This is a genomic window from Sorangium sp. So ce1153 (genome assembly GCF_051521595.1).
Classification (GTDB): Bacteria; Myxococcota_A; Polyangia; order Polyangiales; family Polyangiaceae; genus Sorangium.
Genome location: NZ_CP150361.1, coordinates 1,187,091 through 1,213,553, shown reverse-complemented (window position 1 = coordinate 1,213,553; position 26,463 = coordinate 1,187,091). Strand labels below are relative to the sequence as shown.

Below are 26,463 nucleotides of genomic sequence, written 5' to 3'. Positions count from 1 at the left end.
GCGGCCAACGAAGCGCGCCGCGGCGACCCCGGCGCGCGGGCAGCGAGCCGCCCCGCGGCGAGCCCGGCCCGCGATCGGCGCCGAGCCGGCGGGCGGACCGCCATGCCCCAGCGGAGGCGTGATGCGTCGTGATAGAAGGGGCGCACGCGTGGACGTCCCTGTCGTCGCGCCGGGGGGGAGGAACCCGGCTCTCCGCGACGTCGAGGCGCCCACGGCGGTCGGGAGGCATCATGACGACAGGTTTCGAGTTCTTGACCCAGGATGACGAGCGGCTGCTGCTGGAGAAGTCGACCTGCGTCACCTACCGACCAGGCGAGCAGATCCTCGAGGAAGGCTCGCGCAGGCAGGGCATCTTCATCGTGCGCAGCGGGCTCGTCGGGGTCGAGGTCGCCCACCTCGGGCGCGGCGTCGCGCTCCGCCAGCTCGGCCCGGGCGCCATCTTCGGCGAGATGTCGTTCCTCGAGAGCGCCGCCGCGAGCGCCTCCGTCGTCGCCCGCGAGGAGTCCACGCTCGACGTCATCGAGGGCCCGTATGTGCACTCCCTCCTTGCCTCGGTCCCCGGCCTCGCGGCGCGCTTCTACCAGTCGCTCGCGATCATGCTCGCCCAGCGCCTCCGCGAGAACACCGCGATGCTCCCGCCGCTCCTCGTCGAGGACGTGCCGCAGGTCAACCGCTTCCACGCGGCGAGGACGGGCCAGGCCGGCACCAACAACATCCCTCCCAAGCTCATCGACACGGTCGAACAGTTCAAGTTCGAGATGATGATCGCCGACAGGATGGTGAAGGAGGCCAAGCACCCCGAGGCCGAGATCCAGGAGAAGGTGAGCGCCGCGTGCCAGACCATCGTGTCCGCGATCCGCGAGCACATCGAGCGCGAGCGCCACCTCGAGAAGGGCATCGGCGCCTACGTGTTCCGCGAGACGTTCTCCCTCTTCATGCTGAGCCGCACCGTCGACCGCTGCTACACGAAGCCGCGCGGCTACGCGGGCGATTTCTACACCATCGAGATGATGTACAACGACGAGCCCGCGGGCGACGGCCGACTCGGCCGCTTCATCGACCAGTGGGGGCTCTCGCTCGAGGCCTGCCGCGCCGTCAAGAACCGCAGAGGCGTGCTGAGCCGCGCGATCCTGGAGGCGTGCCGCGCGCACCCGTCGGGCCCGGTCCTCGTGACCAGCCTCGCGAGCGGCCCCGCCCGGGAGCTGTTCGACCTCTTCGCCGACGGCAGCGAGCCGCACGACATCAAGGCCACGTGCATCGATATAGACAACCAGGCGCTCGCCTACGCCGCCGGCATCGCCGACCAGCTCGGCGTCATGGATCGCTTCAGCTTCGCCCAGGACAACGTGGTGCGGCTCGCCCACGGCCGCGGCAGGACGGTGCTCAAGCCCCAGCACATGATCTACAGCATCGGGCTCACGGACTACCTCCGGGACGACCTCGTCGTGAGCCTGCTCAACTGCATGTACGACAAGCTCCTCCCCGGGGGCATCGCGCTCATAGGCAATTTCGGGGTGAACAACCCGAGCAAGGCCTTCATGGACCACGTCCTCGAGTGGGAGTTGATCCACCGCAGCGCCGAGGATCTCAAGACGCTGTTCGCCCGGTCCAAGTTCGGGAACACCCCCGTGGAGGTGCGCGCCGAGGAGGCCCAGGTGAACCTGTTCGCCTTCTGCACCAGGTCGTGACGCGCGCGCCGGCGGTCCAGCGCGCGCTGCGCGCCGCGCGCCGCCGGCCGCCGCCGACGCCCGCGAAGCGGGGTCAGCGGAGCCAGCGCACCTCGTACTCGCACGTGGGGTGTCCCTCGAAGCGGCACCTCGTGTGGAGGCTCTGCCCGCCGCGCGCGCCCGACAGCCGGAGCGCGTTCTCCTGCCACGCCGGCACGGCGTCCCTGCAGGTCTGGCGCCCCGGGTCGGCCTGGGGGTCGACGCCGAGATAGAGTATCAGGCGGAAGAACCGCTCTCCCTCCGCGAGGGGGGCGAGCCGACCACCATTGAAATACATGCCCCACATCACGCCGGCCTGGCGCATGACGAGCGCGGGCGTGCCGAGCTTGAGGAGCACCTTGTGGGCGAGCGTCAGGTCCTGCTCGGCCACGTAGGCCGCGAGATCGCGGATGACACCCGACTTGTTGGGCCACCGCGAGATCTCGTCCGCGATGGCGTTCCAGACCGAGACGGGATACCAGCTGTGCGCGACGAGGTCGGGCGAGGAGAAGACCGCGCGGACGCTCGCGGGCAGCTTGGCGTCGAGCACCGAGATCGACTGGCTCCCCCACCGCGTCTGCAGGTAGGTCCTCGTGTGCATCAGCGCTGAGCCCCGGATCTTCATCGCGAAAGCCGCTCGTGCCGCTCGTCCAAGATAGATGCACCCGCGCGACGGTAGCCAGCCTGGAGCGCTGCGCGCGCGCGCGTGACCCGCGTGGCCCACGTGGACTCACCGCCCACCCCGGCGCCGCCGCTGCTGCGCGCGCGCCCCCGCTCCCACACGAGCGCCCTCACTGCAGGCGCTCTGCGGCCGCGGGCGCGTCGCCGGCGCCCGGCGCCCGGCGCGCCAGCGCGGCCGCGTCCAGCACGTCGCGCACCGCCTGCGCGAGCTGCGTCGGCGTGTACGGCTTGGACAGGAAGTGGACGGACCCGTCGAGCAGATCGCCCGGGACGAGGGAGTCCTGGGTGTGGCCCGACGCGTAGAGGACGGGCAGCGCGGCGCGCACGCGGGCGAGCACGGCCGCGACCTCGGGGCCGCGCGCGTCCGGGAGGACCACGTCGCTGACGAGCAGGTGGATGGCGCCGGGGTAGGCGGCCGCGAGCGCGACCGCCTCCTTGCCGCTCCGCGCCGCGAGGACCGAGTAGCCGAACGACCGCAGCGAGGCCACGCAGAGCTCGCGCACCTGCGCCTCGTCCTCGACGACGAGCACGGTCTCCGTGCCCCCGACCACGGCCGCGTGCGCCCGCGCGGGCTGCTCGCACGGCGCGCCGTGCACGCGCGGGAAGCAGATCGTGAAGCGCGTCCCCTGCCCGGAGGCGCTGGAGAACCAGATGTGGCCGCCGTGCTGCTTGACGATGCCGTGGCACGTCGCGAGCCCGAGCCCCGACCCCTTGCCCGGCTCCTTGGTCGTGAAGAACGGCTCGAACACGTACTGCTGGATCGCGTCCTCCATCCCCTGCCCGGTGTCCGTGACCTTGAGCTCCACGTAGTCCCCGGGCTCGATCTCCGGCCTCCGCTCCGCGTCGTCGGGGCGGACCGTCGTGTTCGCGGTCTCGATCGTCAGGCGGCCCCCGGCGGGCATCGCGTCGCGCGCGTTCACGGCGAGGTTCATGAGCAGCTGCTCGAACTGGCCCCGATCGATGCGGATGGGCCAGATCTGGCTGCCCGGCAGCACGTCGAGCTCCACGTCCTCGCCGACGAGCGGGCGCAGGAGCGACTCCACCCCGAGGATGAGCGCGTTCGGGTCGACCACGGTGGGCTGGATGAGCTGCTTGCGCGCGAAGGCGAGCAGCTGCCGCGTGAGCGCCGCGGCGCGCTCCGCGGCGGTGCCGATCTGCGTGAGGTGCTCGAGGACGTTCGACGACGGCTGCACCTTGCGCACCGCGAGCTCCCTGTGCCCGAAGATCGCGGTGAGCATGTTGTTGAAGTCGTGCGCGACCCCGCCGGCGAGGCGGCCGATCGCCTCGAGCTTCTGGCTGTGCAGGAGCTGCTCCTCGAGGCGCCGGCGCTCGGTGATGTCGAGGCTCGTGCCGACCAGCCCGATGATCGCCCCGGTCTCGTCGGTGAGCAGCTGCGCCGCCATCTGCACGTGGCGCAGCTCGCCGGTCGAGGGGCGCACGACGCGGCACTCGACCGGGCTCGCGATCCCGAGCGGCGAGGCGCTCTCCGCGCCGCCGAGGACCCGGTGGCGGTCCTCGGGGTGGATGAGGCTCGCGAACAGCTCGAACGTCGGGCGCTTCGACGGGTCGACGCCGAGGATGTGGTAGAGCTGCTCGGACCAGCGGACGGTCCGCGAGGCGAGGTCGTAGGACCAGCTGCCCACGTGGGCGATGCGCTGCGCCTCGTTCAGCATGCGCTCGCTGCGGCGGAGCTCCTGCTCGGCGAGGCGGCGCTCGGTGAGGTCGACGACCACGCCGAAGTAGCGGGACGGCGGGCCCGCCCCGTCGACGATGGGCAGGCTGCTCAGGAGGCACTCCCGCACCGCGCCGTCCCGGCGGAGCACGCGGAACGCGCTCGCGCCCGAGCCCTCTCCGGTCTCGATCGCCCGCTGCAGGAGGGTCGTCATCCGCTCCCTGTCGTCCGGGTGGACGGCCGCGAGGAAGGCCTCCGTGCTCGGCCTGTCCTTCGCTGGATCGCAGCCCATGATCCGGAAGAGCTGCCGCGACCAGGCGACGCGGTTCTGCTCGACCTCCCAGATCCAGTTGCCCATCTGCGCCGCCTGCTCGGCCTCGTCGAGCTGCGCCTCCCACCCGGCGGGCGCGGGGCCTGGCGCGCCGCCCGGGCCCGCCTCCGGCGCGCCTGCGCCCGGGCCGGCGGCGGGCTGACCCGACGCGCGGACGCGGCCGAGCTCCCGCTCCAGCTCGTCGATGCGCGCGCGGAGGGCGTCCAGCTCACGGCTCGCCGCCGCGCTCATGGCCGTCCAGCTCCTCGTCGCGGCGCGGCGGTCGTCATGGCGCCGCATTGTATGCCGCGGCGGGCCCCTCGGGGGGTTCCTCTTCTGCGGGCGCCGGCGCGGCGCGACCAGGCGCCGCCGCTCAGCGTGGTGGCGCCTGGTCGCGCCGGCGCACGAGCAGCGTTCGCGTGATCTCCACGACCTTTTCCTTGACCCTTCCGTCCGTCTTCCCGAGCTCGGGGGTGAACAGGTCGGCCCCGTGCGCGAGCAGCGCGCGCGGCGGGGTGTTCTTCACGCCGATGATCCGGAGCGTGAGGCTCCCTGCGCCGGCGCCGGCTTCTTCCCGGGCGACCACCTTCGACGCGGCGAAGAGCGTGTCGCCCGCGAGCACGCCGCTCGGGTGGGCCCCGTCGTCGAGGCCGAGGTCCCAGACGGCGCGCCCGGCCGTGTCCCTGCTCGAGAGCGCGAGCACCCAGGACAGCACGAGCCCCCCGTGAACGACGCGCGTCTTCGCGAAGGAGCTCGAGCGGCAGTACTGCTCGTCGAGGTGCAGCGGGTGGGAGTTGCGCAGCAGGGTCGCGAGCTGCATGTGCTCGCTGTCGCCGACGGTCCGGCCGACCTCGTGGGTGATCACGTCGCCCACCTCGAAGTCGTCCCAGAAGCAGGCGAAGCCCCCGTGGCTCGGCGCCGGCGGCAGCGGGCCGTCGAGCTCCTTCGGCAAGCGCGCCGGCGGCTCGGCCGGCTGGGCGACGGCGTGCGGCGCGTCCGCGGGCCGCTCCGCGGCGGCGCCGCAGGGCACGAGCGCCTTGCGCTCGAAGGAGCAGACGAGCAGCCCTTCCTGGTTCACCACCTGCGTCCTGACGTGGACGACGCCCTTGTCGCCCGTCGAGACCGGCTTCTTGCCGATGACCATCGAGCTCGCGCGCAGCGTGTCCCCTGGATAGCAGGCGTCGGGGAACCGCACGTCGATGTACGCGAGGTGCGCGATCGCCTGCTCGCTCACGTCGTGGACGCTGAAGGAGATCCCGAGGTTGAGGAGCAGCAGCGGGTTCACCGGCCTGTCCCTGAGCCCGAGCGAGCGGGCCGCGACGCGGCTGGCGTAGGTCGGGATCGCGTCCTGGAACGAGGCCGCGAACAGGGCGAGCATCCCCTCGTCCACGGTGACGTCCCAGGGGTGCGCGTACACCGCGCCGACCGTGAAATCGTCGAGCTTGCGGCCGTAGCGAGGGGAGCGGACGCGGGCCATCGGTCCGCGCGATCATGTCACAGGCGCGGCGCTTTCGACAGCGCCGCCCGCGCGTCCGCGCTCCGCCCGCCCACGTACGCGGGCGGGCGGGCGCGCTCAGGGCAGCGAGCCCTCGAGCAGGGCGCGCGCGATGCCCTGCGCCAGCACCTCGCGCGTGCCCAGGTGGAAGGCGAGGCTGCGGGCGTCGAGCAGGAGCCGCGCCGGGACCGAGCTCTCGGCGTAGCCGTTCGCCCCGTGGATCTGCATGCAGGCGTCGGCGGCGTCCCAGGCCGCGCGGCTCGCGAACAGCGACGCCATCGCCGACGTGAGCTCGCACGGCTTGCCCGAGTCGGCCGCCTGCGCGGCGGCGCGCGTGAGCTGGCGCGCGGCCGCGACGCGGGCGATGAGCCCGCCGAGCCGGTGCGCCACGCGCGGGAAGGAGATGAGCTGCGCGCCGAACTGCACGCGCGTCTTCGCCCGCTCGAGCGCGAGCTCCAGGGCGGCCTGCGCGACCCCGACGCCGCACGCGGCCGCGTAGGTGCGGCCGACCAGGAGCGCCCGGCGGATCTGGCTTAACCCCTCGCCCTCGCGCTCGCCGAGCAGGGCCTCGCGGCCGACGTGGAGCCCCTCGATCCGGAGCTCGTAGTGCCCCATGCCCCGCTGCCCGAGCGCCCGCACCTCGGCCCCGGTGATCCCCGGGTCCGGGAAGTCGGCGCCCGGCGCGCCGCGCCGCTTGGCGACCGCGAAGAGGCTCGGCCCGAGCGGCTGCTGGCCCTGGCCGCCCGGCGTCGTGGTCCTCGCGAGGGTGAGCACGAGGTCGGCGCGGGACGCCCCGGTGACCCACGCCTTCTTGCCGGTGAGCAGGTAGCTGCCGTCGTCCTGCCGCTCGGCGCGCGTGACGACGCGCGCCAGGTCCGACCCGTACGCGGGCTCCGAGAGCGCGAGGGCGCAGCGCGCCTCGCCGCCCGCGATGCGGGGCAGCCAGGTCCGGCGTTGCGGCTCGGTGCCGGAGCGGACGAGGAGGTCCGCCGCGATCGACGCGGTCATGGTGAGCACGCCGAAGCCGAGCGACCCGCGCGCGAGCTCCTCGACGGCGGTGACCATGGCGACGACGCCGAGCCCGTCGCCCCCGTGCTCTGGCGCGATGGCCAGCCGGAACACCCCGAACTCCCCCATGCGGCGGATGATCGACTCCGGGATGAGCCCGTTGCGCCGGTGGATCTCCGGCGCGAGCGGCTCGACGAGGCGCTCGACGAAGTCGCGCATGTTGTGCCGTATCCAGCCGACGCGCTCGTCCTCCGCGCCGCCGCTGCCGGGGATGCCCTGCTCTGCCGCCGTGCGCGCGAGCGACGCCACGGCCGCGCCCGAGCCCGCGTCGCGCGCCCACGCCGTGACGGCGGGGTGTCCGATCGCCTTGGCCACCTCGTCCTCGCGCAGCTCGAGCTCTCCGAGCGGCGCGACCTCGCCGCCCCCCAGCTCGACGCCCCCGCGCAGGGCGAGCAGCAGCGCCCCTGCGTGCGCCTCGGCGACGGCCCTGGCCTCGCCGCCGCCCACCTCCCAGGCCCAGCCGGCGAGCGAGCGGCAGGCCTCGATCTCCGCGTAGAGGTGGGCGAGCGCGTGGGCTGCGAGCTGGTGCTGGTCGAGCAGCATCCGCGACACGTGCAGCGGCACGCCTGGAGCGCCGCTCGCCCTGGCGAGGCTCGCGCCCTTCGTCGCGCCCCGGAGCCCGGCGCTCGCCGCTCCGACGTCCACCACGCGGTCCCGGAGGCGCCCGCGCGCCATGCGCGCGAGCTGCTCGACGGACGTGATCGCCTCGCGCATGCCTCCCGGGCTGTCTGCCTCGAGCTTGCGAGAAACGATGGTGGCGTGCTGCTCCCGGATCGCCCTCATCCCCAATCCCCCCGATCGCGGACAAAGATCAAAGCCAGTCTGTCGGACGCAGGGCATAGCACCTCCGCGCCGCTCAGGGCCTTACCCCCACCGCGACAGGCGCGGAAAGGCTCCCGAGGATGTCACCCTGAAGAGCGTTCGTCGAGCCTGGGCGCAGCCCCTCTCGCTCACATGGACATCGCTTTAAGGCCTCCCCCGATCCCTCATCGCATTTCCGTCCGCCACCCCGCCGACATCGGTGTTCCCCCCGAGCTCATAAGTCCAGAACAGCCCTCGAGTCCGCCGACCGCCCCGCCGGCAACCACGGTAGGCCCCCTGAGGGAGTGCTCGTCGCGCGGGGCGGGCGCGGGCTGGTGTCTGAGCCCAATTGACGTCGTGTGTCCGGCGTGCGCAGCACGTCGGGCACACGACGTCCAAGGCGAGTTCAGCCCGCGCCCGCCCCGCGCGACGAGCACTCTCTCAGGGGGCCGGCCCGCTACATGGAGCTGAGGGTGCTAGGCGCCGCCGCCCGGATCCGGCACGCCCGGAGCAGCCTGTCCCCGAGCTCGACCGCCCACGACCGCACGTCGTCCGCCCGCGGGCACTGCGGCACCGCGTCGATCGCGTCCTGGATGAGCCGCTGCAAGAGCCGCGTCGTCCCGGAGAGCCCGAGCTCGAGCGCCGTGTTCGGCCGCCCGAGCGCCCCGTCGCGCCCCGCCGGCTTGCCCATGTCCTCCGGCTGCCCGATCAGGTCCAGCACGTCGTCCGCGACCTGGTACGCCTCGCCGATGCGCTGCCCGAGGTCGCCCCAGGCGGCCCCGTCCTGCCCCGCGGAGAGCGCCCCCAGCGTCGCCGCCGCCTCGAAGAGCGCCCCTGTCTTCGCGCGCCGGTAGGTCGAGAGCGGCACCTTCCCCTCCGACTCCCACGCCTGCCCCGCGATGATCCCCTGGGGCATCCCGACGCCGCCCGCGAGCACCTCGAAGAACCGCACCGCCCTCCGCGCGTCGGTGACGCCGCTCGCCACCGCGTGGAACGCGCCGCGCGCGAGCGCCTCGAACGCCAGCACGATCAGCTGGTCGCCGGCGAGCACCGCGGTCGGCTCGCCGAAGGCGCGGTGGACCGACGGCTGCCCGCGCCGGATCGGCGCGTCGTCGAAGCACGGCAGGTCGTCGTGGACCAGCGACGCGCAGTGCATGAGCTCCACCGCCGCCGCGGCCGCGTCGGCGACCTCCGGGGCGGGATCTCCGTAGGCCGAGGCGACAGCCAGGCAGAGCCGCGGCCGGACGCGGGCCCCCCCGGGGAAGACCGCGTGGTGCGTCGCCGCCAGGAGCCCGGGGGGCGACGCGGGCGAGGAGAGCGACTCAATCGCGACGAGAAGCACGCGCTCGATCCGGCGATCGGAATCCATGGCGAGCGAGTGTTGGCGACGTACCGAGGTTTGTCAATGGTTTGCACATCAGTTAAACAAAGCCTAGACAAAGGCGGCGCAACGGGTACACTCCGGAGCCATGGCGGACACGAGAGATCGCGTCGTGGTGATCGGCGGGGGCATCGGCGGGCTGACCGCGGCTGCGCTCCTTGCATCGAACGGGCTCGACGTCGTGTTACTCGAGCGGGCGGCGCGCGTCGGCGGAAAGATGCGCGAGGTGGTCCTCGGCGGCCGCCGCCTCGACGTGGGTCCGACGGTGCTCACGATGCGGTGGGTCCTCGACGAGATCTTCTCGTCGCTCGGGCTCCGCTTCGAGGACCACGTGCCGCTCCGCCCGGCCGAGACGCTCGCGCGCCACGCGTGGCCGGACGGCGCGCGGCTCGACCTCTTCGCCGACGTCGAGCGCACCGCGGAGGCGATCGGCGCGCTCGCGGGCCCGAGGGAGGCGGACGGGTACCGCCGGTTCTGCCGGTACGCGCGCGAGATCTTCGACGTCGTGGAGGGGCCGTTCCTGCGCGCCGAGCGGCCCACCCTGCGGACGATCCTGAGCACGGCGGGCAGCCTGGGCGTCGGCGGGCTCATGAAGATCGACGGCCACCGCACCCTCCACCGCGCGCTCGGCGACTTCTTCGCGGACGAGCGCCTGCGGCAGCTGTTCGGGCGCTACGCGACCTACTGCGGCTCGTCCCCGTACCTCGCGCCGGCGACGCTGAGCGTGATCGCGCACGTCGAGCGCGAGGGCGTCTGGTTCCCCGAGGGCGGCATGTACCGGGTGGCCGAGGCGCTCGCCGCGGCCGCGACCCGCGCCGGGGCGACCCTGCGCTGCGGCGCGCACGTCGCCGCCATCGAGGACGGCCGCGGCCGCGCGCGCGGCGTCGTGCTCGAGGGCGGCGAGCGCATCGAGGCCGACTTCGTCGTGATGAACGCCGATCCGGCGGCGCTGAGGAGCGGCCTGTTCGGCCAGCGCGCCGCCCGCAAGGCGCCGGCGGACGCCCCGCGGTCGCTCTCGGCGGTCACCTGGGCGCTCGTGGCCGAGGCGAGCGGCTTCCCGCTCCTCCGGCACAACGTCTTCTTCTCCGGCGACTACGAGGCCGAGTTCCGCGACATCTTCGAGCGCGACGCCCTGCCGCGCGACGGCACGGTCTACGTCTGCGCCGAGGACCGCTGGAACGATCCGTCGCCGGAGCTCGGCGGCGCCGGGCCCGGCGCGCCCGGCGATGGCGCCCCGGAGGCGCGCGCCGGGGAGCGCCTGTTCTTCATCCTCAACGCCCCTGCCACCGGTGATATCCACACCCCCTCATCCACGGAGATCCACGCATGCGAGCAGCGCGTCTTCCATCAACTGCAGCGGTTCGGCCTCTCGCTGAAGAGCGTCGGCCCCTCTCCGGTGGTGACGACGCCGGCGGACTTCGAATGTTTGTTCCCGGCGACGGGGGGGGCGCTGTACGGGCCGGCGTCGCACGGATGGAACTCCCCCTTCGCGCGTCCGGCCACGCGCTCGAAGCTCCGGGGCCTGTACTTCGCGGGCGGGAGCGTGCACCCGGGGGCGGGCGTGCCGATGGCGGCGCTGAGCGGCCGGCTCGCGGCGCAGAGCGTGATGGAGGACCTCGCTTCGACCTCGAGATCCCGCACGGCGGCTATGCCTGGTGGTACCTGGATGCGGTGAGCGACGACCGCCGGAGCGCGATCACGATCATCGCGCTGCTCGGGAGCGTCTTCTCGCCGTACTACGCCAGGGCCCGCGCGCGCGGCGCCGCGGATCCGCTCATGCACTGCTCGATGAACGTCGCGCTGTACGGCCCGCGCCCGCGCGACGACCGCTGGGCGCTGACCGAGCGGCCGCGGGCGGCTGTCTCCAGGTCGCCGTGCGCGCTCGCCATCGGCCCGAGCCGCATGGAGTGGTCCGGGGGCGAGCTCCGCGTCGCCTTCGACGAGACCACCGCGCCCATCCCCTCGCGCCTCGCCGGCACGGTGCGCCTCCGCCCGGCCGCGCCGGAGCCGGCGGCGCCGGGCCCGCGCGGCGCGCGCGCCGGGGTGACGCTCGACCGGTGGGGCCGGCACCGGTGGGCGCCGCTCGCGCCGATCGCGCGCGCCGAGGTCGAGCTCACGCACCCGTCGCTGCGCTTCACCGGCAGCGCCTACCTGGACACGAACGCCGGCGACGAGCCGCTCGACCGCGCCTTCGAGAGCTGGACCTGGTCGCGCGCGGTCGGGGCGGACGGGATCGCCCTCACCTACGACGTCCGGCGCCGCGACGGCACGCGCATGCTCCTCGCGCGCGCGTTCGACGCGGCCGGCGGCGCGCGCGAGCTCCCGCCGCTCGTCCCGCGGCCGCTCGGCGACACGCGCTGGGGCATGGAGCGGAGCATCGCGGCCGACCTCGGCTCGTCGCCGCGGCTGCTCCGCACCTACGAGGACACGCCGTTCTACGCGCGCTCCCTGGCGGCGGCGACGTTCGGCGGCAAGCCGGCGACGGTGGTCCACGAGGCGCTCTCGCTCGACCGCTTCGCCAGCCCCTGGGTGCAGTTCCTCCTGCCGTTCCGCATGCGGAGGGAGGCGTGAGCGCGCTGCTCGACGCGGCCGCCTGCCTGCCCCTCGCCTGGGCGTTCGCCGTCGCGAGCGTCTCCGCCGAGGCGGTCCGGCGCGCCTCGAGGCGGCTGTCGCCGGGCGCGCCGGCCGGCGGCGAGGCGCCCGCGCCGGGCGCCCTGCGCGTGCTCGTCGTGCGCCCCCTCGCCGGGCATGAGCCCCACCTGGAGCGCACCCTCGGCTCGCTGGCCGGCGCGCGCCTCTCTGCGGCGGTGCGCTGCGTCCTGGCCGTGGCGGACGCTGGCGACGGCGCGCTCCCCGCCGCGTCGGCCGCGGCGGCGGCCCTCTGCGCCGCCGGGATCCCCGCCGAGGTGGCGCTCACCGCGCCCGCCGGCCCGAACCGGAAGGCAGGCCAGATCGCCGCGGTCGTCGCCCGGGAACCGGCGCCGTTCGACGTCGTCCTCGTCGCGGACAGCGACGTCGACCTCGACGGCGTGGACCTCGACGCCCTCGTCGGTCCGCTCCGCGACGGCGCGCGCCCCGCTCCGCTCGACGCCGTGTGGGCGCCGCCCGTCGAGGTGGCGCCGGCGCGCTCGCTCGGCGACCGCGCCTCGGCCGCGGTGCTCGGCGGCTCCCTCCACGCCTTCCCGCTGCTCGCCGGGCTCGATCCGCGCGGGCTCGTCGGCAAGCTCTTCGCCGTCCGCGCCGCGTCGCTCGCCGGCGCGGGCGGGTTCGCGGCGCTCACCGCGTACCTCGGCGAGGACATGGAGCTCTCGCGCCGCCTCCTCGCCCGGCGCGGCGCCGTCGGCGCGGCGCCGATTGTCGCCCCCTCGCTCGCCTCGGGCCGGCCGCTCCGGTACGTCATCGCCCGCTACGCGCGCTGGATCACCGTCATCCGCGCGCAGCGCCCCGCGCTCCTCGCGAGCTACCCGGCGCTCTTCTTCGCGACGCCGCTCATCGTCGCGCTCGCCGCGCTCGCCGCCCCGATCGCGCCGGCCCCGGCGGCGGCAGCGGCCGCGCTCGCGGTGGCGAGCCGCGTCGCGGTCGCCGCGCTCGCCTCGCGGATGGCCGGCCGGCGCGCGCGGCTCCTCGCCGCGGCCGCCGACGCGTGCCTCGCCGACCTCGTCCTCGGCGCCGCCTTCGTCCGGGCGCTGTCGACCCGCACCGTCCTCTGGCGGACCAGCCGGTTCACGATCGATCGCCGCGGCGTCCTCCGGGAAGCCGGGGCGTGAGCGGCTCGCGGGGTCTCGTCCAGTGAGCGAGCAGCCGCTCCGCCGCCCGCCCGACGAGCGAGGGCCTGGCCCGGTGGATCCACCGGAAGCCGTCGACGTCGAGCGGCAGGCCCTCCACCCCGGCCGCCTTGCCGATCGCCCGGTGGATGCGGTCGAGCTCCGCGGTGACGGCGAGCTCCTGGGCGGCGCGCACCGCCTCCGCGTCGCGGGGCGCGCTAGCCGGACGCGACACGCGAGCCGCCGCGGCCTGCTCTGGCACGCGCGCCGCGTCCGTCTCGCGCGGCCCGAGCGGCGCGGCGACCGGCTCGCCGATCGCCAGGTAGAGGCGCGGCCGCTCCTCGCCGGCGAACTCGTACCGCAGCGCGACGGGCAGCACCCTGGCCCGCCGCGCCACGCGCGCGATCTGCGCCGCGCCGGCGCGGAAGCCGAGCGGCCGCTCGTCCGAGGGCCGCTCCTGCCCCTGGGCGAAGATCCACACCGCGCGGCCGGGGCGATCGAGCAGCCGCGCCGCGTACCGGATCGCCGCCGTGCCGTCCGAGGGCAGCTCGAGGTCGACGCCGAACGCCCCGACGAGCGCGAAGAACGGCAGCCGGCGGAGGTTGTCCGCGTTCATCATGGCGTAGCCGTCGGCGCCGAGCAGGTGCTGCGACACGTGCAGGACGACCAGCGGATCCCACCACGACGAGTGGTTCGCGACGAGCAGGAGCGGCGCCTCCGCCGAGAGGGCGCGCGCCGCCTCGACCCCCCGCGCCAGCACCGCGCCGAACGCGCCGTGGATCCGCGAGCGCGCGTGCGCCGCGAACCAGGCGTTGAACCACCGATGCTTGCGCGCTGGAATCACCCGGGCTCCCGGCGCGGAGCCTACACCGCCCCGCCTGCGCTTTTGCTCGAGGAGACCGCGCGATGACACTTTCGCACGCCATCTGGATCGTCACGGCGCTGGCCGCCTTCGCGGCCATGGAGGGGTGGGCCGCTCTCCTCCACGGCAAGGTCTGGCACCACGCCCTCTGGAGCATCCACCGCTCCCACCACGCCAGGCGGCGCGGCCTCTTCGAGCGGAACGACGCGCTCTCGTTCCTCCACGCCCCGGTCGCCGTCGCGCTCATCCTGTACGGCTGCATGGGCGCGCCCGGCTTCCTGCGCGAGGCCGCCTTCGGCTTCGGCCTCGGCATGACCGCCTTCGGCTTCGCCTACGTCGTGGTTCACGACGGCCTCGTCCACCGGCGGCTCCCGGTCTCGGGCCTCGCGCGCGTCCCCTACCTCGCGCGCGTCCGCGACGCGCACCGCGTCCACCACAGCACCGGGGGCGCGCCGTACGGCCTCTTCCTCGGCCCCCTCGTCCTCGCGCGCCGCGCGGCGTCCGCGGCGCCGGCCGCGACCGCCGCCGCGCCCTTCCAAGCCACCGCCGCCGCGCCCCATCCTCGGAGCGCCCGCCGCCGCGCCCCTCCAAGCGTCCGCCGCCGCGCCCCTCAGCGGGCCCGGTAGAGCTCCCTCGCGAGCCCCGCTCCCCAGCGGCCGATGGCCCGGATCGGCAGCGCGCTCACGACCTCGCGGTACACCTCGGGCCGCCGCGCCGCCGTCTCCCGCAGGAACCTCACGAAATCGGCCGGCTGCATCTCGTCGCGCAGCAGCGCCGCGTAGGTGTCGTTGCCCATCGCGTGGAGCACGGCGAACGCCGTGTTGAGGAGCGCGTTCATCTCCCCTCCCCTCGCCCCGCCCGGGGGCCTCGCCATGAGCGCCGCGAGCGCGCCCGTCCCCGCGTGCACCGGCGCGTCGCGGGCCCCGCTCGGCGCGCCCGGCTCCCGGACCGCCCGCGCCAGCTCGGCGGCCGTCGCCGCGAGCTCGCGCACGTTCGCGCCGAAGCCGCAGAAGGTCAGCGGCGAGTGCCGCGCCGCCGCGTCCCCCACGAGCCGCACCCGCCGCCCCGGCGCGCGCGGCGGCGCGGAGAGCCGCGACCAGCCCGGGATGAACCCGAACGTCGGCCGGACGAGCCGCGCGTCGCCGTCCTTGTACCGCGAGAGGAGCCGGAAGAACCGCGCGTAGAGCGACAGGAGCGCGCCCGGCCCGACGTCCCCGGAGCGCGCGTAATAGAAGAGGTACACCGTCGTCTCGCCCGGCCGCCCCGGGAACGCCTCCCAGAGGTGCTGCCTGCCCTCCTCGACGTCCTCCGTCGTCGCGAGGATCTCGCCGACGTCCGGCCGGATCTGCCGCTCGCCGTCGCCCTCCTCGAGCCCGGTGAGCACGCCGCCGACCGTGGGGCAGACGAGGTCCGCGGTCGCGTACGGGCTCGCCGCGCCCCGCGCGTCCACGAGGAGCCTCGCGGACAGCACGCGCGGCGCGGCGCTCGACCCCGCCTCGGCCATGGCGAGCGCGACGGTGTCCGGCCCCTCCGCGTGCCCGACGAGCGCGTGCCCGTCGAGCAGCGCGACCCCGAGCGCCTCGGCCCGCGCCCGCGCCGCCGCGAGCAGCCCTCCCGCGTCGATCGCGTGGTCGAGCACGCCGCGCACCGGGTACGTCCCGCCGCCGTGCCACCGGCACAGCCCCTCGGCGTAGCGAGCGACGATGAGCCGCTCGACCTCGTCCGCCGCGAGCAGCCCCGACGCCGACAGCGCGGCCACCTCGGCCGTCCCGGCGTTCCACTCGCGGTGCGCGGCGCCGATCCGCGCCCTGTCGAGCACCGCGACCCGCAGCCCGGCCGCCGCGAGCAGCGGCGCGAGCAGCAGCGACAGCCCGCCGCCCGCGATCGCCACGTCGTAGTCCGCGGCGGCGCCCCGGTCCGGCGGCCGCACCGCGGGGCCTCGCCGCGGCTCGCTCGGCCCGGGGGGCGCGGCCCGCGCCGCGTCGAGGTGCTCGAGCCGCGCGAGCAGCGCCTCGCCGCCCGCGTCGCGCACGCGCCCCCGCGCCGCGTCGAGCTCCCGCGCCGACGCGGCCTGCGGGCTGACGGCCCCGGCCCTCATCGCGCCGCCTCCACGAGGAAGCGGACCTCGTCGAGCGGCGGCGCGGCGCCGTGCTCGCGCTCCTCGTCGGGCGCGGCCGGCCTGGCGATCAGCGCCCGCAGCACGAGCCACGCCTTGCGGCCGGGCGACACGACCGCGCGCGTCGACACCGAGTCGAAGCCGCGGCGCGCGATGACGCGCCCGATGTCGGCGTAGATGAGCCGCGCCGCCTGGATCGCAGCCCGGCAGTCGCGCGGCAGCATCGGGATGCCGGCGCCCGCGCGGCGGTAGAGCACCTCCGCCTCGTCGAGCAGCCGCGCCACGATCCGCCCCAGCCGGTCGTCGAAGACGGGCCGCGCGAGCCAGCCCTCCGGATCGAGCCCGGCCTCCCGCATCCACGCGAGCGGCAGGTAGATCCTCCCGCGCCGGGCGTCCTCGCCGATATCGCGCGCGATGTTCGTGAGCTGCATGGCCACCCCCAGGTCGCACGCCCGCGCCAGCGCGTCGGGCCCGCGCGCCCCCATGAGCGCCGACATCGTCGCGCCCACCGCGCCCGCCACGCGCGCCGCGTAGGCGTTCAGCTCGGAGAGCGTCTCGTAGCGGCGCCCCTCCGCGTCCCACGCGAACCCCTCGAGCAGCGCCTCGATGAACGCGCGCGGCAGCGCGTGCTCCGCCATGACGTGGGCGAGCGCCCGGTCGACGGGGCTGTCGTCCGGCGCGCCCGCCGCCGCGCGCGCGAGCCGCTCCCGCAGCACGGCGACCGCCGCCGCGGCCGCCGCCGGCGGGGCTTGCTCCCCGAGCTCGTCGACCGCGTCGTCGGCGACCCGGCAGAACGCGTAGAAGGCCGCCGCCGGCTCCCTCACGCGCGCGGGCAGGAGGAGCGCCGCCGCGGCGAAGCTCTTCGACCCCTTGCGCAGGAGCGCCCTGCACGCGGCGAAGTCCGCCGCCGACGCCTCAACGGAACTTCGATGCATCCGGGACCACCTGATCCAGCACGCGGGCCGACGAGAGCACCCCGGGCAGACCGGCCCCCGGGTGCGTCCCTGCCCCGACCAGGTAGAGGTGCTCGACGTCCTCGCTCGCGTTGTGCGGCCGGAAGAAGGCGCTCTGCGTGAGCACCGGCTCCGGGCCGAACGCCGCGCCGCGGAACGAGAGCAGCCGGTCCTGGAAGTCCTGCGGCGTGAGGAGGCGCGAGCTCGCGAGCTCGCCCTCGAGCCCGGGCAGGAGCGTCGCCTCGAGCAGCTTCGAGATCGAGCGCCGGTAGCGCTCCTGGGTCGCGGGCCAGTCCGTGCCGCTGAGCAGGTTCGGCACCGGCGACAGCACGTAGAAGGCGTCGCACCCGGGCGGCGCGAGCGCCGGGTCGGTCGCCGTCGGCCGGTGGAGGTACAGGCTGAAGTCGTCTGCGAGCACGTGCCTCTGGAAGATGTCCTCGAGCAGCGCCTTGTACCGCGGGCCGAGGAGGATCGTGTGGTGCGCGACGTCCGGGTACTGCCGTCGCGTGCCGAAGTACCACACGAAGAGGCTCATCGAGTAGCGCTGCCGCTCGATCCGCCTGTCGGTCCAGCGCTTGCGCGCCTCGGGCGGCACGAGGTTCCTGTAGGTCCACGCCGAGTCCGCGTTCGAGACGACGACGTCGGCCGCGAGCCGCTCCCCGGACGCGAGCTCCACGCCGCGGGCGCGGCCGCCCTCCACCGCGATGCGCCGCACCTCGGCGCCGCACCGGACCGACCCGCCCTGCCCCTCGATGAGGGAGACGAGCCCGCGCACGAGCGCGCCCGTGCCGCCGATCGGGAAGTGCACGCCCCAGTTGCGCTCGAGGAACGCGATGAGGCTGTAGATCGAGGTGGTCGAGAACGGGTTCCCGCCCACGAGCAGCGGGTGGAAGCTCAGCACCTGGCGCAGGCGGTCGTCCTTCACGTACTTCGACACGAGCCCGTACACCGTGCGGTAGCTCTCGAGCTTCACCATGTCCGGCACGATGCGCGCCATGTCCTTCCACGACCCGAACGGCACGTGAGCGAGCTCCTCGAAGCCCACGCGGAAGATCGCCTCGCTCATCCTGACGAAGCGCTCGTATCCCTCGACGTCCCCGGGTGACAGGCGCGCCACCTCGGCGCGCATCGCGGCGGCGTCGCCCGTGTAGTCGAACGTCGCGCCGTCGTGGAACCGGATCCGGTAGAACGGCGTCACCGGCCGCAGGTCGATGTCGTCGGCCATGCGGCGGCCGCAGAGCTGCCAGAGCTCCTCGAAGAGGAACGGCGCCGTGATCACGGTCGGCCCCGCGTCGAAGGTGAAGCCGTCCTGGCGGTGCACGTACGCGCGCCCGCCCGGCTCGTCGAGCTTCTCGACGACGGTGACCTCGTAGCCCCGCACCCCGAGCCGCACGGCCGCGGCGAGGCCCCCGAACCCGCTGCCGATCACGACGGCGCGCGGCCTGCGCCCGCGGGCGCCACGGGCGTCTGACGACCGCGACCCCCCCTGGGGCGCGGCCCCCTCGTCGCCCGGCGGACGGCCGGGCCGCTCTTCATGCGCCGAAGAAGCGCTGGTCTTTTGCATGAAGGCGAGTATAATGTTTGTTCCAGCCTTTGACAAAGGCGAAAACATCTTCAGTAGCTGGTCTTTCTGGGCCCCGGTGCTCGTCGGTTCGGCGCTTCGAGCCGACGCTGGCGGCGGCGGCTCGGCGGGCCTCACCAAGGTTGTCCAGTTGAGCCGCTACAGAATTCATGCCGTCTCGAAGATGTGTGGCGTGTCCTCGGCGACGCTGCGGGCGTGGGAGCGCCGTTATGGGGTGCCTTCCCCGGCGCGCACGGCGTCGGCGTACCGCCTCTACAGCGAGGAGGACGTCGCGCTCATCAAGAAGATGCGCGACTACGTGAACGGCGGGATGGCCGCGGCCGAGGCGGCGCGCATGGTGATCGAGACGGCGGCGCCGCACCCGCTGGTGCACACGAACGGCGGCGACGCGTTCGCGGGCGCGAGCGAGCGCATCGTCGAGGCGGCGCTCCGGTTCGACCCTGACGGCCTCGAGGCCGAGGTGAACCGGGCGCTCTCGCTCGGCCCGGCGGTGACGATCTTCGAGCGCGCGCTCGGTCCGGCGCTGGAGCGCATCGGCGACCTCTGGCACGAGGGGAAGATCACGATCGCGCAGGAGCACCTCGCGTCGCAGGTGCTCGGCGCCACGCTGCTGCACCTCCTGCGCCTCGCGCAGCCGGGCGAGAGCGGGCGGCGCGTCCTGCTCGCCGCCTTCGCCGAGGAGGATCACGTGCTCGGGCTGATCGGCGTCGGCCTGCGCTTCTGCGCGTGGGGCTTCCGCTCGGTGGTGCTCGGCCCGCGCACCCCGCCCGCCGCGATCGCGCGCGCGGTCGAGTCGCTCTCGCCGGACATCGTCGCGCTGACGGTCGCGATCCCGCCGCCGCCGCCGACCGCGCGCGAGCTCATCGACGCCTACGCGGACGCCTGCCGGGACGCGGCGTGGATCGTGGGCGGCGCGGGCGCCGAGGCGCTCAGGCCGTTCATCGAGACGCGCGGCGGCCTGGTGGCGTCCGCCGACGTCTCGGAGGTCCGCGCGCAGGTCGAGTCCGCGCTGCTCTCGCGCCGGCGCCGCAGGGACGCGAGCTGAGCGGGCGCAGGCCCGGGCGCGCGCGCCGGCGCCGGGCCGGGCGCGCGCGATGGCGCCGGTCCGGGCGCGCGTGTCGGGCTCAGCCCTCGACTTCCTTGCGGAGCAGATCGAGGACCCTGGTCTGCGCCTCGGGCTTGAGCTTGCCTTCGGCCGCGAAGAGCACCTGGCCGTTCTTGCCGACGAGGATCACGTTGCTGATGCCGCGCCGGAGCCGGTAGGTCTCCCGGAAGGTGCCGTCCCAGTCGCAGTAGATGGTCGCGCCGACCTTCCTCGACTCCTCGCGGATGGCGTCCTTCACGAACCCTTTCACCGGCCAGAAGTCGTAGGAGCTCACGTCGGCGATCGCCGCGAGGGCGATGGCTCGCCGGTAGCGGTCGCCCTTCGCGAGCTTGGCGAGCGCGTCCTTGAACGCCTGGTTCTGCGTCGCCGAGTCCTTGTCCTCGTAGACGATGAGGATCGGCTTGCCCCGCAGCGCCTTCATCTGGAGCTCGCGGCCGTCGGCGTCCTCGAGGCGCGCGTTCGGCGCCCGGTCGCCCTCCGACGGCAGCGCCAGCGCGGCGCCCGAGATCAGCGCCAGGGACAGCGCTGCGGCGGAGGCGGCCGAGAAGAGGCGGGCGGGCCACGGGCGGCGGGGTACGGTCGGGCGGTTCTGCATGTCCATGGTTTGTAACATCTATCGGCCAGTCATCCTAGGGTTGTTCAACCTCGATCGTACCATCAAGCGGGCGCGGCTGTGGATGTCGTTGGGCGCTCTGGCGGCTGGGGGTGTCTCTGGGAGCTCTGGGAGCTCTGGGAGCTCTGGAGGTGTCCTCCTGGGGTTCTCTGGATGAGGTCGTCCGGGCTGCGCTGGCGGCCTTTCCGGGATCTTTTCCGGCCGCTGTGCGGCGCGAGGGGCGCGCGAGAGGACGGATGGCCCGGCTCTTGACAGGTCGGGCACCGTGCGAAGATTGGGCGGTGCGAAGAGACCGGCTCTCGGAGCCAAGGTCCCGTAACGCTACAACAAATCGGCCGTCCCGAGCAGGGTGACGGCGCCGCGGGCGAGGCCCCGGCGCGCGCCTGCGCGGGGGTCATGGAGGAGTCGCCATGCTGAACCGTTACACGGATTTCGATCGCACGTTTGCCATGATGGATGAGCTGCGCCGGCGGATGGATCGGGCGTTCGAGGAGTACGACGCGCCCCGCGCGTCGCTGCGCGGTGATTTCGACCAGTCGCCCCGGTACACGCCTGGCCCGCGCATCCACCTGTTCGACACGGGCAGCGCCCTCGTGGTCAAGGCCGATCTCCCTGGCCTGACGGAGAAGGATGTCCAGATCTCGCTGAATCAGGACGTCCTGACCGTGAGCGGCGAGCGCAAGTCGGACGCGCCGGAGGGCTACCTCGTTCACCGCAAGGAGCGGGGCGCGGTGCGCTTCAGCCGGAGCTTCACGCTGCCGAGCAAGGTCGACCCCGAGAAGACCTCTGCGGTCCTCAAGAACGGCGTGCTGACGCTGACGCTGAACAAGGCCGCCGAGGCGCAGCCGCGGCAGATCAGCGTGACGTCGCGCTGAGCGGCCGAGGGAAGTGGGGAGAGCTGAAGAGAAACGGAGCGAGAGACCGCGAGACGCGACACTGGAAAGGTTCGAGGAAGGAGCGATGAAGATGAACACCGAGCGCAACTTGACCAACCGTGCTGAGAGCAACCCTGAGAAGATCCAGCAGCGCCCTGCCGTGCCCCCGGCGGTCGACATCTACGAGAGCGCCGAGGAGCTCCTGGTCGTGGCGGATCTCCCGGGTGTGACGCAGGATCGCCTGGCGATCCGGCTGGAGAAGGGCGAGCTCAGCTTCGAGGGCCGGCGCACCGACGCGGCCGAGCGCGAGCAGAGCGCGGACAACCTGCCGGACTTTCGTCGCAGCTTCGTGGTCCCGCAGGGCATCGACGCGGAGAAGATCTCCGCGGAGCTCCAGGCTGGTGTCCTCCGGATTCACCTGCCGAAGAGCGCCTCGCTCAAGCCCCGTCAGATCCCGATCAGCGCGGGCTGACGTGGCGGGCGAACGGCCGAGGCACCGCGTCGCCGGCCACCGGTGGTCCCCTGGACGGGCCCGGTGCCGCGCGCGGTGCCTGACGCGCGCTGCGCGCTCGACATGCCCTCTGGGCTGGAGGGGCCCGCTTCGGTTACTGTTCCGGTGTGCCTCTCCTGCGTCCACGTCATTCCCTTCCCTCCCTTCCCCTCCTCGCCTCGATGACGCTGCTCGCCTCCGGGTGCAGCACGATCCTCGGCCTCGACGACTTCACCGACGCCGCGACGACCGGGGCCGGGGGCGACGGCACGGCGCCTTGCAAGCTGGGCGACGCGCGGGCGTGTTACGAAGGCGCGGACGAGACCGAGGGCGTCGGCCTCTGCGCGGCCGGCACGCAGCGCTGCGGCGCGGACGGGACGTGGGGGGACTGCGAGGAGCAGGTGCTCCCGGGCGAGGAGGACTGCGACCGGAGAGGGGATGAGGACTGCGACGGCGTGGGGTGCAGCGATGTCCTGTGGGCAAGGATGTTCGGCGCGGGGCCGTTCCAGTGGCCAACATCGATAGCGATAAGCCCGAAGGGAGATCGCATCGCGATGGCGGGTCTCTACCGGGGCGAGATCAACTTCGGCCCGGATGCCACGACGGCCCTGCCGGAGGATACGAGCGGCGCCGCCTTCCTCGCCGTGTTCGACGGCGACGGCGACCATGTGTACAGCCGCGGAATACCGCTCGGGGGAGATGGCTCTGCCGCGGTGGCGCTGGATGCCGAGGGCAATGTGCTGTTCGCGACCAAGTACGCGGGAACCGTGAACCTCGGCGGCGACGATCTCCCGGCCAGCGGTAGCAGCGACATGCTCGTCGTCAAGCTCGACAAGAACGGCGGGCACGTGTGGAGCGAGCAGTTCGGCGGCCCGGAAGGCCAGACCACACCAACCGATATCACCGTAACGCCGAACGGCGACCCCGTGCTCGTCGGCATCTTCACGAGAGCCGTGACCTTCGGCGGCCCGACGTTCGAGACCGCGGAGGCGTCGGACCTGGACAGTTTTCTGGTGCGCTTGAGCGGTGAGGACGGCGGCCACATTTACAGCGTCCAGATCGGGGATCACACGAGCGATACCCCGGGAGCTCAATGGGCCAAGGGCGTCGCCGTCGATGCGATGGGCCGTGCGGTGGCCGCCGGCACGTTCGTGAACTCCGTCGACTTTGGATCTGGACACACGCGAGACGCCGTCGACATGGGAGTCTTCGGCTGGGTGGCTCAGTATGACGCGGAGGGAACGCTGCGCTGGGATACGACTTTCGGCCATGACAACGACGGAAGCACGGTCGATATCAGCGGCGTCGACGTTGACCCTGCGGGCAATGCTGGCATTGTCGGGCTCTTCTCGGGCACCATCAGGTTTCCGGCCACGAGCGATGTCAAGGTCACGCGCAAGACGACCGGCGCTGACGATATGGATCTGTTCGCCGTCCGCCTTTCAGCGACCGGCACCCACTCGTGGTCGAAACGGTTCGGAGACGCTGCCGACCAGACCGGGCCCCTGCCGTTTCAGGGCGTCGCGTTCGACAGCGAGGGCGAGCTCGTGTTCGCCGGCAGCTTTCGCGGGAAGGTGGATTTCGGCGGCGGCGAGCTGACGGCCGACGACACCGACTGGTTCGTCGCCAAGTTCGATCCTTCCGGAACTCATCAGTGGAGTCATCGGTACGGCAGCGGCGCGGCTTTCCAGGGGGCGACCTCCGCGGCGATCCAGCCAGACGCGCGCGAGATTGTCGTAGCAGGCGTGAGCGATGGTGCGATCAACCTGATCGACCCACCGCTGACGACGGATACTGTCGGCGTGGTCATGACGCGGATATCCCCCTGAGCGCGTCGTTCAAGCGCATCCGATTCCAATCGGGCGGGCGGGCATGCCCCTCAAAGGATCAGTCATCCCCGTCTGCATTGCCTTTGATTTCCAATGTCCATCTCGCATCCTCGCCGCACGCGGTGCCCTCCACGTAGCGCACCTCGAGGACGAACCAGGTTGCATCTTCCTGGCCCCCCACATCATCCCAGATGGTCATGAACGACTCAGGCGTGCCTTGCGCCCTCACACCGGACGCGAAGCAGTCCGTCGCATCGACTCCGGGCATACCTTGGTACACGATAAGATCGAAGTTCATCCCCGGCGGGGAGGTGAGCGTGGCCCCGAAGCTCTCCGTGCTGGTAAATATCTGTGAGTCGTCGACGACATAGACCTTGAACCACTCCGACGTGGTCCCCGTCACTGCCCACGAATCGGTGCCCTCGTCGCCCGAGACCGAGCCGAGATCCTCTGCGCCAACGCACGTGTTCGGCGCCCCATAGTCGCATTCGGGAATCGTTCCTCCGCCGCCGCCCTCGCCGCTCCCGCCTTCGCCCTCGCCGCCCTCGCCCCCGGCGCCGCCCGCCCCGACGGAGCTCACGCTCGAGCTCGAGCTGGATGATCTCGAGCTCGAGGACGCGCTCACCCCTCGGTCGCCCCCCTCGCCGCCGGAGCCGCCCCCGCCGCCGCTTCCGCCGGCCTGCTCCTCGTAACCGGGCTGCAGGTTGTCGGTGCCGTTGGCGCACGCGGCGAGCGTGAGCAGGAGCGCGGGAACGAGGAGTGACCGTCCAGGCGTGTGCATTGACAGGATTCTATCCGGTCTCGCGAGAGCGGTCCAAGGAACCCATGGGGGTGGCGTGAGATGCCGTGGCGCTCCGCATCACGTGCACGTAATGCGTCAGCCAGTCGGGTTTTGCTGATTACCATAGGCCTGGATTTCCGAGGTGACGACCGGACACAGCACTGTCCAGAGCGACCGACGGCAACGTCATCGACACACGTCTGGAACTCGTTGCCTCCCCGCTCCCCGGGTCGACATGCCGTCTCGCCACCAGAGGCCCACCTCGACCCGTCCAGCGAGCACCGGTCATCCGGGAACCATCCTGCACCGCGTCGCCCCCCAGCCCCCGCCCCTCGTCGCCCTCCCCAGCGCCGCCCCGCGTCGCCGCCCCCCACCCCGCCCCGCGTGGCGCTGCCTCGCCCCCGCCAGCTCATCCGCTCCGGCCCCTCCCGCTCCAGCGCTTCCGCGCCGCCCCGCCTTTCGATAGGCTCGGCGTCGCTGACGCTGAAGCCCGCCCTCGACGCCCTGCTCTCGCTGCGCGCGAAGACGCTGCTGGCGATCACCGCCACGCTGCTCGGGCTCAGCTTTGCCCTGTACGGCGTTTCATCCAGGGCGCTCCTCGCCAACTCGATGGCCGCCGAGGCGCAGGACACGCGCCGCACCGCGCAGGTCGCGCTCAACCTCTTCCATCAGGCCAGCCGCGACTTCAACGCGCGCTGGACCGACTGGAGCCAGTGGGATGACGCGTACACGTTCGTGCAGGACGGCAATCAAGAGTTCGTCCGCTCGAACCTCGTCCCCGAGCTCTTCGACATCGCCCGGATCGACCTCGCGGTCTTCGCGGACGCGGACGGAGAGCCCGTGTACAGCGCCGGCTACGACCACGGCACGAAGCGCTGGGCGCCCCTCCCGCGCGGCATCGCGGAGCGGCTCCGCGTCGGCGACCTCCTCTTCGGACGGGACGCTCCGAACAACGCCGTCCGGGGCGGCATCATCCTGCTCCCGGACGGGCCGATGCTCCTCTGCTCTCAGCCCAGCGTCGGCAGCGCCGGGCGCGGTCCGGCGGCCGGCACCGTCACGTTCGGCCGCTTCCTGACCAGCGCCGAGATCGCGCGCCTCGCCGAGCCGGCCGGCCTCTCGCTCGCCGTGCGGCGCCTCGACGACCCCGAGCTGCCCGCCGACTTCCGCGAGGCGCGCGCCGCCATGTCGGACCACGACACGACCTTCGTCCACCCGCTCGGCGAGGACAGGATCGCCGGGTATGCCGTCCTCCGCGACATCGACGGCCGGCCGGCGCTGCTCGTGCGCGTGGACAACGACAGGGCCATCCTCAGCATGGGCCATGACACGTTGCGCTACCTCGTCCTCGTGACGGTGCTCGTGGGCCTCGTCTTCGGCGGCGTCACGCTGCTGCTGCTCGAGAAGCTGGTCCTCTACCGGCTCGCCCGCCTCAGTCGCGAGGTCACCGAGATCGGCGGCGTCGGCGACCTCTCGGCGCGCGTCGCCATGCCGGGCAACGACGAGCTGTCGCGCCTCACCAGCTCGATCAACGGCATGCTCTCGGCCCTCGAGGCGAACGCCCGGCGGCAGAGCCAGCAGAAGGCGGCGCTCGAGCAGGCCAAGGCGGCGGCGGAGCGGGCCCACGAGCGCTCCGACCGGCTCCTCCTCAACATCCTGCCGAGGTCCATCGCCGAGCAGCTCAAGGAGAACGAGCGGCTCATCGCCGAGCACTTCGACGAGGTGACCATCCTCTTCGCGGACATCGCCAGCTTCACCCCCCTCGCCGCGCGGCTGAACCCGACCGAGCTCGTCGGCCTGCTCAACCGGATGTTCTCCTCGTTCGATCAGCTCGCCGAGCAGCTCGGCCTGGAGAAGATCAAGACCATCGGAGACGCCTACATGGTCGTGGGCGGGCTGCCGGTGCAGCGCCCCGACCACGCCCGGGCGATCGCGCGGATGGCCCTCGCGATGGCGGACACCGTGAGCCAGTTCCTGGCCGACGACGGTCAGCCCTTCCAGCTCAGGATCGGCATCAACACCGGCCCTGTGATCGCCGGGGTGATCGGCAAGCGCAAGTTCAGCTACGATCTCTGGGGCGACGCGGTGAACGTGGCGAGCCGCATGGAGTCGAGCGGAGAGCCCGGCCGCATCCAGGTGAGCGAGGCGAGCTATGCGCTGCTCCGCGGGGACTTCGCCCTCGAGGAGCGAGGCCTCGTGGCGATCAAGGGCAAGGGCGCGATGAAGACCTATTGGCTCCTCGGCGAGAGCTCACCGCAGTAGCGCCTCCTCGGCGAGAACACACCGCAGCAGCGCCGCGCGGCGCGGCGCAAGGTGCCCAAGCCCGCGATTGACAAGCCATGGCGGGCGTGCAATGGCTGCGCCCCCGCCCGATGTCAGACC

The 26,463-nt window shown here is 73.3% G+C and carries 21 protein-coding genes; 10 read left to right on the top strand and 11 right to left on the bottom strand.

The window, feature by feature from the left end; genetic code table 11:
* Positions 1 to 230 precede the first annotated feature (230 nt).
* The gene (locus tag WME85_RS04200; RefSeq protein ID WP_437835390.1) at positions 231 to 1,688 is read left to right on the top strand and encodes a cyclic nucleotide-binding domain-containing protein; all 1,458 of its coding nucleotides are present in this window, start codon (positions 231 to 233) and stop codon (positions 1,686 to 1,688) included.
* Positions 1,689 to 1,761: 73 nt separating this feature from the next.
* Here the strand turns inward: WME85_RS04200 and WME85_RS04195 are convergent, their stop codons facing one another.
* From WME85_RS04195 to WME85_RS04175, 5 genes are all read right to left on the bottom strand, one after another.
* A complete protein-coding gene (locus WME85_RS04195) occupies positions 1,762 to 2,331 on the bottom strand; it encodes a hypothetical protein (RefSeq protein WP_437835389.1) in 570 nt (189 codons plus the stop codon).
* A 166-nt stretch (positions 2,332 to 2,497) separates the two neighbouring features.
* The gene (locus WME85_RS04190; protein WP_437835388.1) at positions 2,498 to 4,621 is read right to left on the bottom strand and encodes an ATP-binding protein; all 2,124 of its coding nucleotides are present in this window, start codon (positions 4,619 to 4,621) and stop codon (positions 2,498 to 2,500) included.
* A 121-nt stretch (positions 4,622 to 4,742) separates the two neighbouring features.
* On the bottom strand, positions 4,743 to 5,846 hold the full coding sequence (locus tag WME85_RS04185; RefSeq protein ID WP_437835387.1) for a MaoC family dehydratase: 1,104 nt from the start codon (positions 5,844 to 5,846) through the stop codon (positions 4,743 to 4,745).
* A 96-nt stretch (positions 5,847 to 5,942) separates the two neighbouring features.
* Complete coding sequence (locus WME85_RS04180) at positions 5,943 to 7,715, bottom strand: acyl-CoA dehydrogenase family protein (RefSeq protein ID WP_437835386.1); 1,773 nt, start codon at positions 7,713 to 7,715, stop codon at positions 5,943 to 5,945.
* Positions 7,716 to 8,190: 475 nt separating this feature from the next.
* Positions 8,191 to 9,102 (bottom strand): polyprenyl synthetase family protein, encoded by a 912-nt coding sequence (locus tag WME85_RS04175; protein ID WP_437835385.1) that lies wholly within the window; start codon positions 9,100 to 9,102, stop codon positions 8,191 to 8,193.
* A gap of 100 nt (positions 9,103 to 9,202) precedes the next feature.
* Here WME85_RS04175 and crtD point away from each other — a divergent pair, with 100 nt between their 5' ends.
* The 3 genes from crtD to WME85_RS04160 are packed head-to-tail and all read left to right on the top strand — an operon-like array spanning position 9,203 to position 12,881.
* Positions 9,203 to 10,789 carry a 1-hydroxycarotenoid 3,4-desaturase CrtD gene (gene crtD, locus WME85_RS04170; protein ID WP_437835384.1) on the top strand — a complete coding sequence of 529 codons (1,587 nt, stop codon included), beginning with the start codon at positions 9,203 to 9,205 and terminating at the stop codon, positions 10,787 to 10,789.
* The gene (locus tag WME85_RS04165; RefSeq protein WP_437835383.1) at positions 10,786 to 11,685 is read left to right on the top strand and encodes a carotenoid 1,2-hydratase; all 900 of its coding nucleotides are present in this window, start codon (positions 10,786 to 10,788) and stop codon (positions 11,683 to 11,685) included. The genes crtD and WME85_RS04165 overlap by 4 nt, the downstream gene beginning before the upstream one ends.
* Complete coding sequence (locus WME85_RS04160; protein ID WP_437835382.1) at positions 11,682 to 12,881, top strand: glycosyltransferase; 1,200 nt, start codon at positions 11,682 to 11,684, stop codon at positions 12,879 to 12,881. The genes WME85_RS04165 and WME85_RS04160 overlap by 4 nt, the downstream gene beginning before the upstream one ends.
* Here WME85_RS04160 and WME85_RS04155 read toward each other — a convergent pair.
* Complete coding sequence (locus WME85_RS04155; protein ID WP_437835381.1) at positions 12,838 to 13,722, bottom strand: lysophospholipid acyltransferase family protein; 885 nt, start codon at positions 13,720 to 13,722, stop codon at positions 12,838 to 12,840. The two genes, WME85_RS04160 and WME85_RS04155, sit on opposite strands and share 44 nt — an antisense overlap.
* A 62-nt stretch (positions 13,723 to 13,784) precedes the next feature.
* Between WME85_RS04155 and WME85_RS04150 the strand changes: the two genes are divergently transcribed.
* The gene (locus WME85_RS04150) at positions 13,785 to 14,366 is read left to right on the top strand and encodes a beta-carotene hydroxylase (RefSeq protein WP_437835380.1); all 582 of its coding nucleotides are present in this window, start codon (positions 13,785 to 13,787) and stop codon (positions 14,364 to 14,366) included.
* Here WME85_RS04150 and WME85_RS04145 read toward each other — a convergent pair.
* From WME85_RS04145 to WME85_RS04135, 3 genes are read right to left on the bottom strand one after another with little or no spacing between them, the layout of a single operon-like run.
* Positions 14,351 to 15,838 carry a lycopene cyclase gene (locus WME85_RS04145; RefSeq protein WP_437835379.1) on the bottom strand — a complete coding sequence of 496 codons (1,488 nt, stop codon included), beginning with the start codon at positions 15,836 to 15,838 and terminating at the stop codon, positions 14,351 to 14,353. The two genes, WME85_RS04150 and WME85_RS04145, sit on opposite strands and share 16 nt — an antisense overlap.
* The gene (locus WME85_RS04140; protein ID WP_437835378.1) at positions 15,835 to 16,791 is read right to left on the bottom strand and encodes a phytoene/squalene synthase family protein; all 957 of its coding nucleotides are present in this window, start codon (positions 16,789 to 16,791) and stop codon (positions 15,835 to 15,837) included. Before WME85_RS04140 ends, WME85_RS04145 begins: the two co-directional genes overlap by 4 nt.
* Positions 16,772 to 18,373, bottom strand: a complete 1,602-nt coding sequence (locus WME85_RS04135) for a phytoene desaturase (RefSeq protein WP_437835377.1) — start codon at positions 18,371 to 18,373, stop codon at positions 16,772 to 16,774. The genes WME85_RS04140 and WME85_RS04135 overlap by 20 nt, the downstream gene beginning before the upstream one ends.
* Before the next feature lie 181 nt (positions 18,374 to 18,554).
* Between WME85_RS04135 and WME85_RS04130 the strand changes: the two genes are divergently transcribed.
* Positions 18,555 to 19,436, top strand: a complete 882-nt coding sequence (locus tag WME85_RS04130) for a MerR family transcriptional regulator (RefSeq protein ID WP_437842232.1) — start codon at positions 18,555 to 18,557, stop codon at positions 19,434 to 19,436.
* Positions 19,437 to 19,515: 79 nt separating this feature from the next.
* Here WME85_RS04130 and WME85_RS04125 read toward each other — a convergent pair whose 3' ends face one another.
* On the bottom strand, positions 19,516 to 20,097 hold the full coding sequence (locus WME85_RS04125) for a YtfJ family protein (protein WP_437835376.1): 582 nt from the start codon (positions 20,095 to 20,097) through the stop codon (positions 19,516 to 19,518).
* A 422-nt stretch (positions 20,098 to 20,519) separates the two neighbouring features.
* On the opposite strand from WME85_RS04125, the gene WME85_RS04120 reads away from it, so the two are divergent.
* From WME85_RS04120 to WME85_RS04110, 3 genes are all read left to right on the top strand, one after another.
* Complete coding sequence (locus WME85_RS04120; RefSeq protein WP_437756781.1) at positions 20,520 to 20,984, top strand: Hsp20/alpha crystallin family protein; 465 nt, start codon at positions 20,520 to 20,522, stop codon at positions 20,982 to 20,984.
* Between the two features lie 85 nt (positions 20,985 to 21,069).
* On the top strand, positions 21,070 to 21,456 hold the full coding sequence (locus tag WME85_RS04115; protein ID WP_437835375.1) for an Hsp20/alpha crystallin family protein: 387 nt from the start codon (positions 21,070 to 21,072) through the stop codon (positions 21,454 to 21,456).
* Between the two features lie 572 nt (positions 21,457 to 22,028).
* Positions 22,029 to 23,303: a hypothetical protein gene (locus tag WME85_RS04110; protein ID WP_437835374.1), complete on the top strand. Its 1,275-nt coding sequence runs from the start codon at positions 22,029 to 22,031 to the stop codon at positions 23,301 to 23,303.
* Between the two features lie 58 nt (positions 23,304 to 23,361).
* On the opposite strand, the gene WME85_RS04105 is transcribed toward WME85_RS04110, so the two are convergent.
* Positions 23,362 to 24,084: a hypothetical protein gene (locus tag WME85_RS04105; protein ID WP_437835373.1), complete on the bottom strand. Its 723-nt coding sequence runs from the start codon at positions 24,082 to 24,084 to the stop codon at positions 23,362 to 23,364.
* A 384-nt stretch (positions 24,085 to 24,468) separates the two neighbouring features.
* Here WME85_RS04105 and WME85_RS04100 point away from each other — a divergent pair, with 384 nt between their 5' ends.
* Positions 24,469 to 26,343 (top strand): adenylate/guanylate cyclase domain-containing protein, encoded by a 1,875-nt coding sequence (locus tag WME85_RS04100; RefSeq protein ID WP_437835372.1) that lies wholly within the window; start codon positions 24,469 to 24,471, stop codon positions 26,341 to 26,343.
* Positions 26,344 to 26,463: the final 120 nt, after the last annotated feature.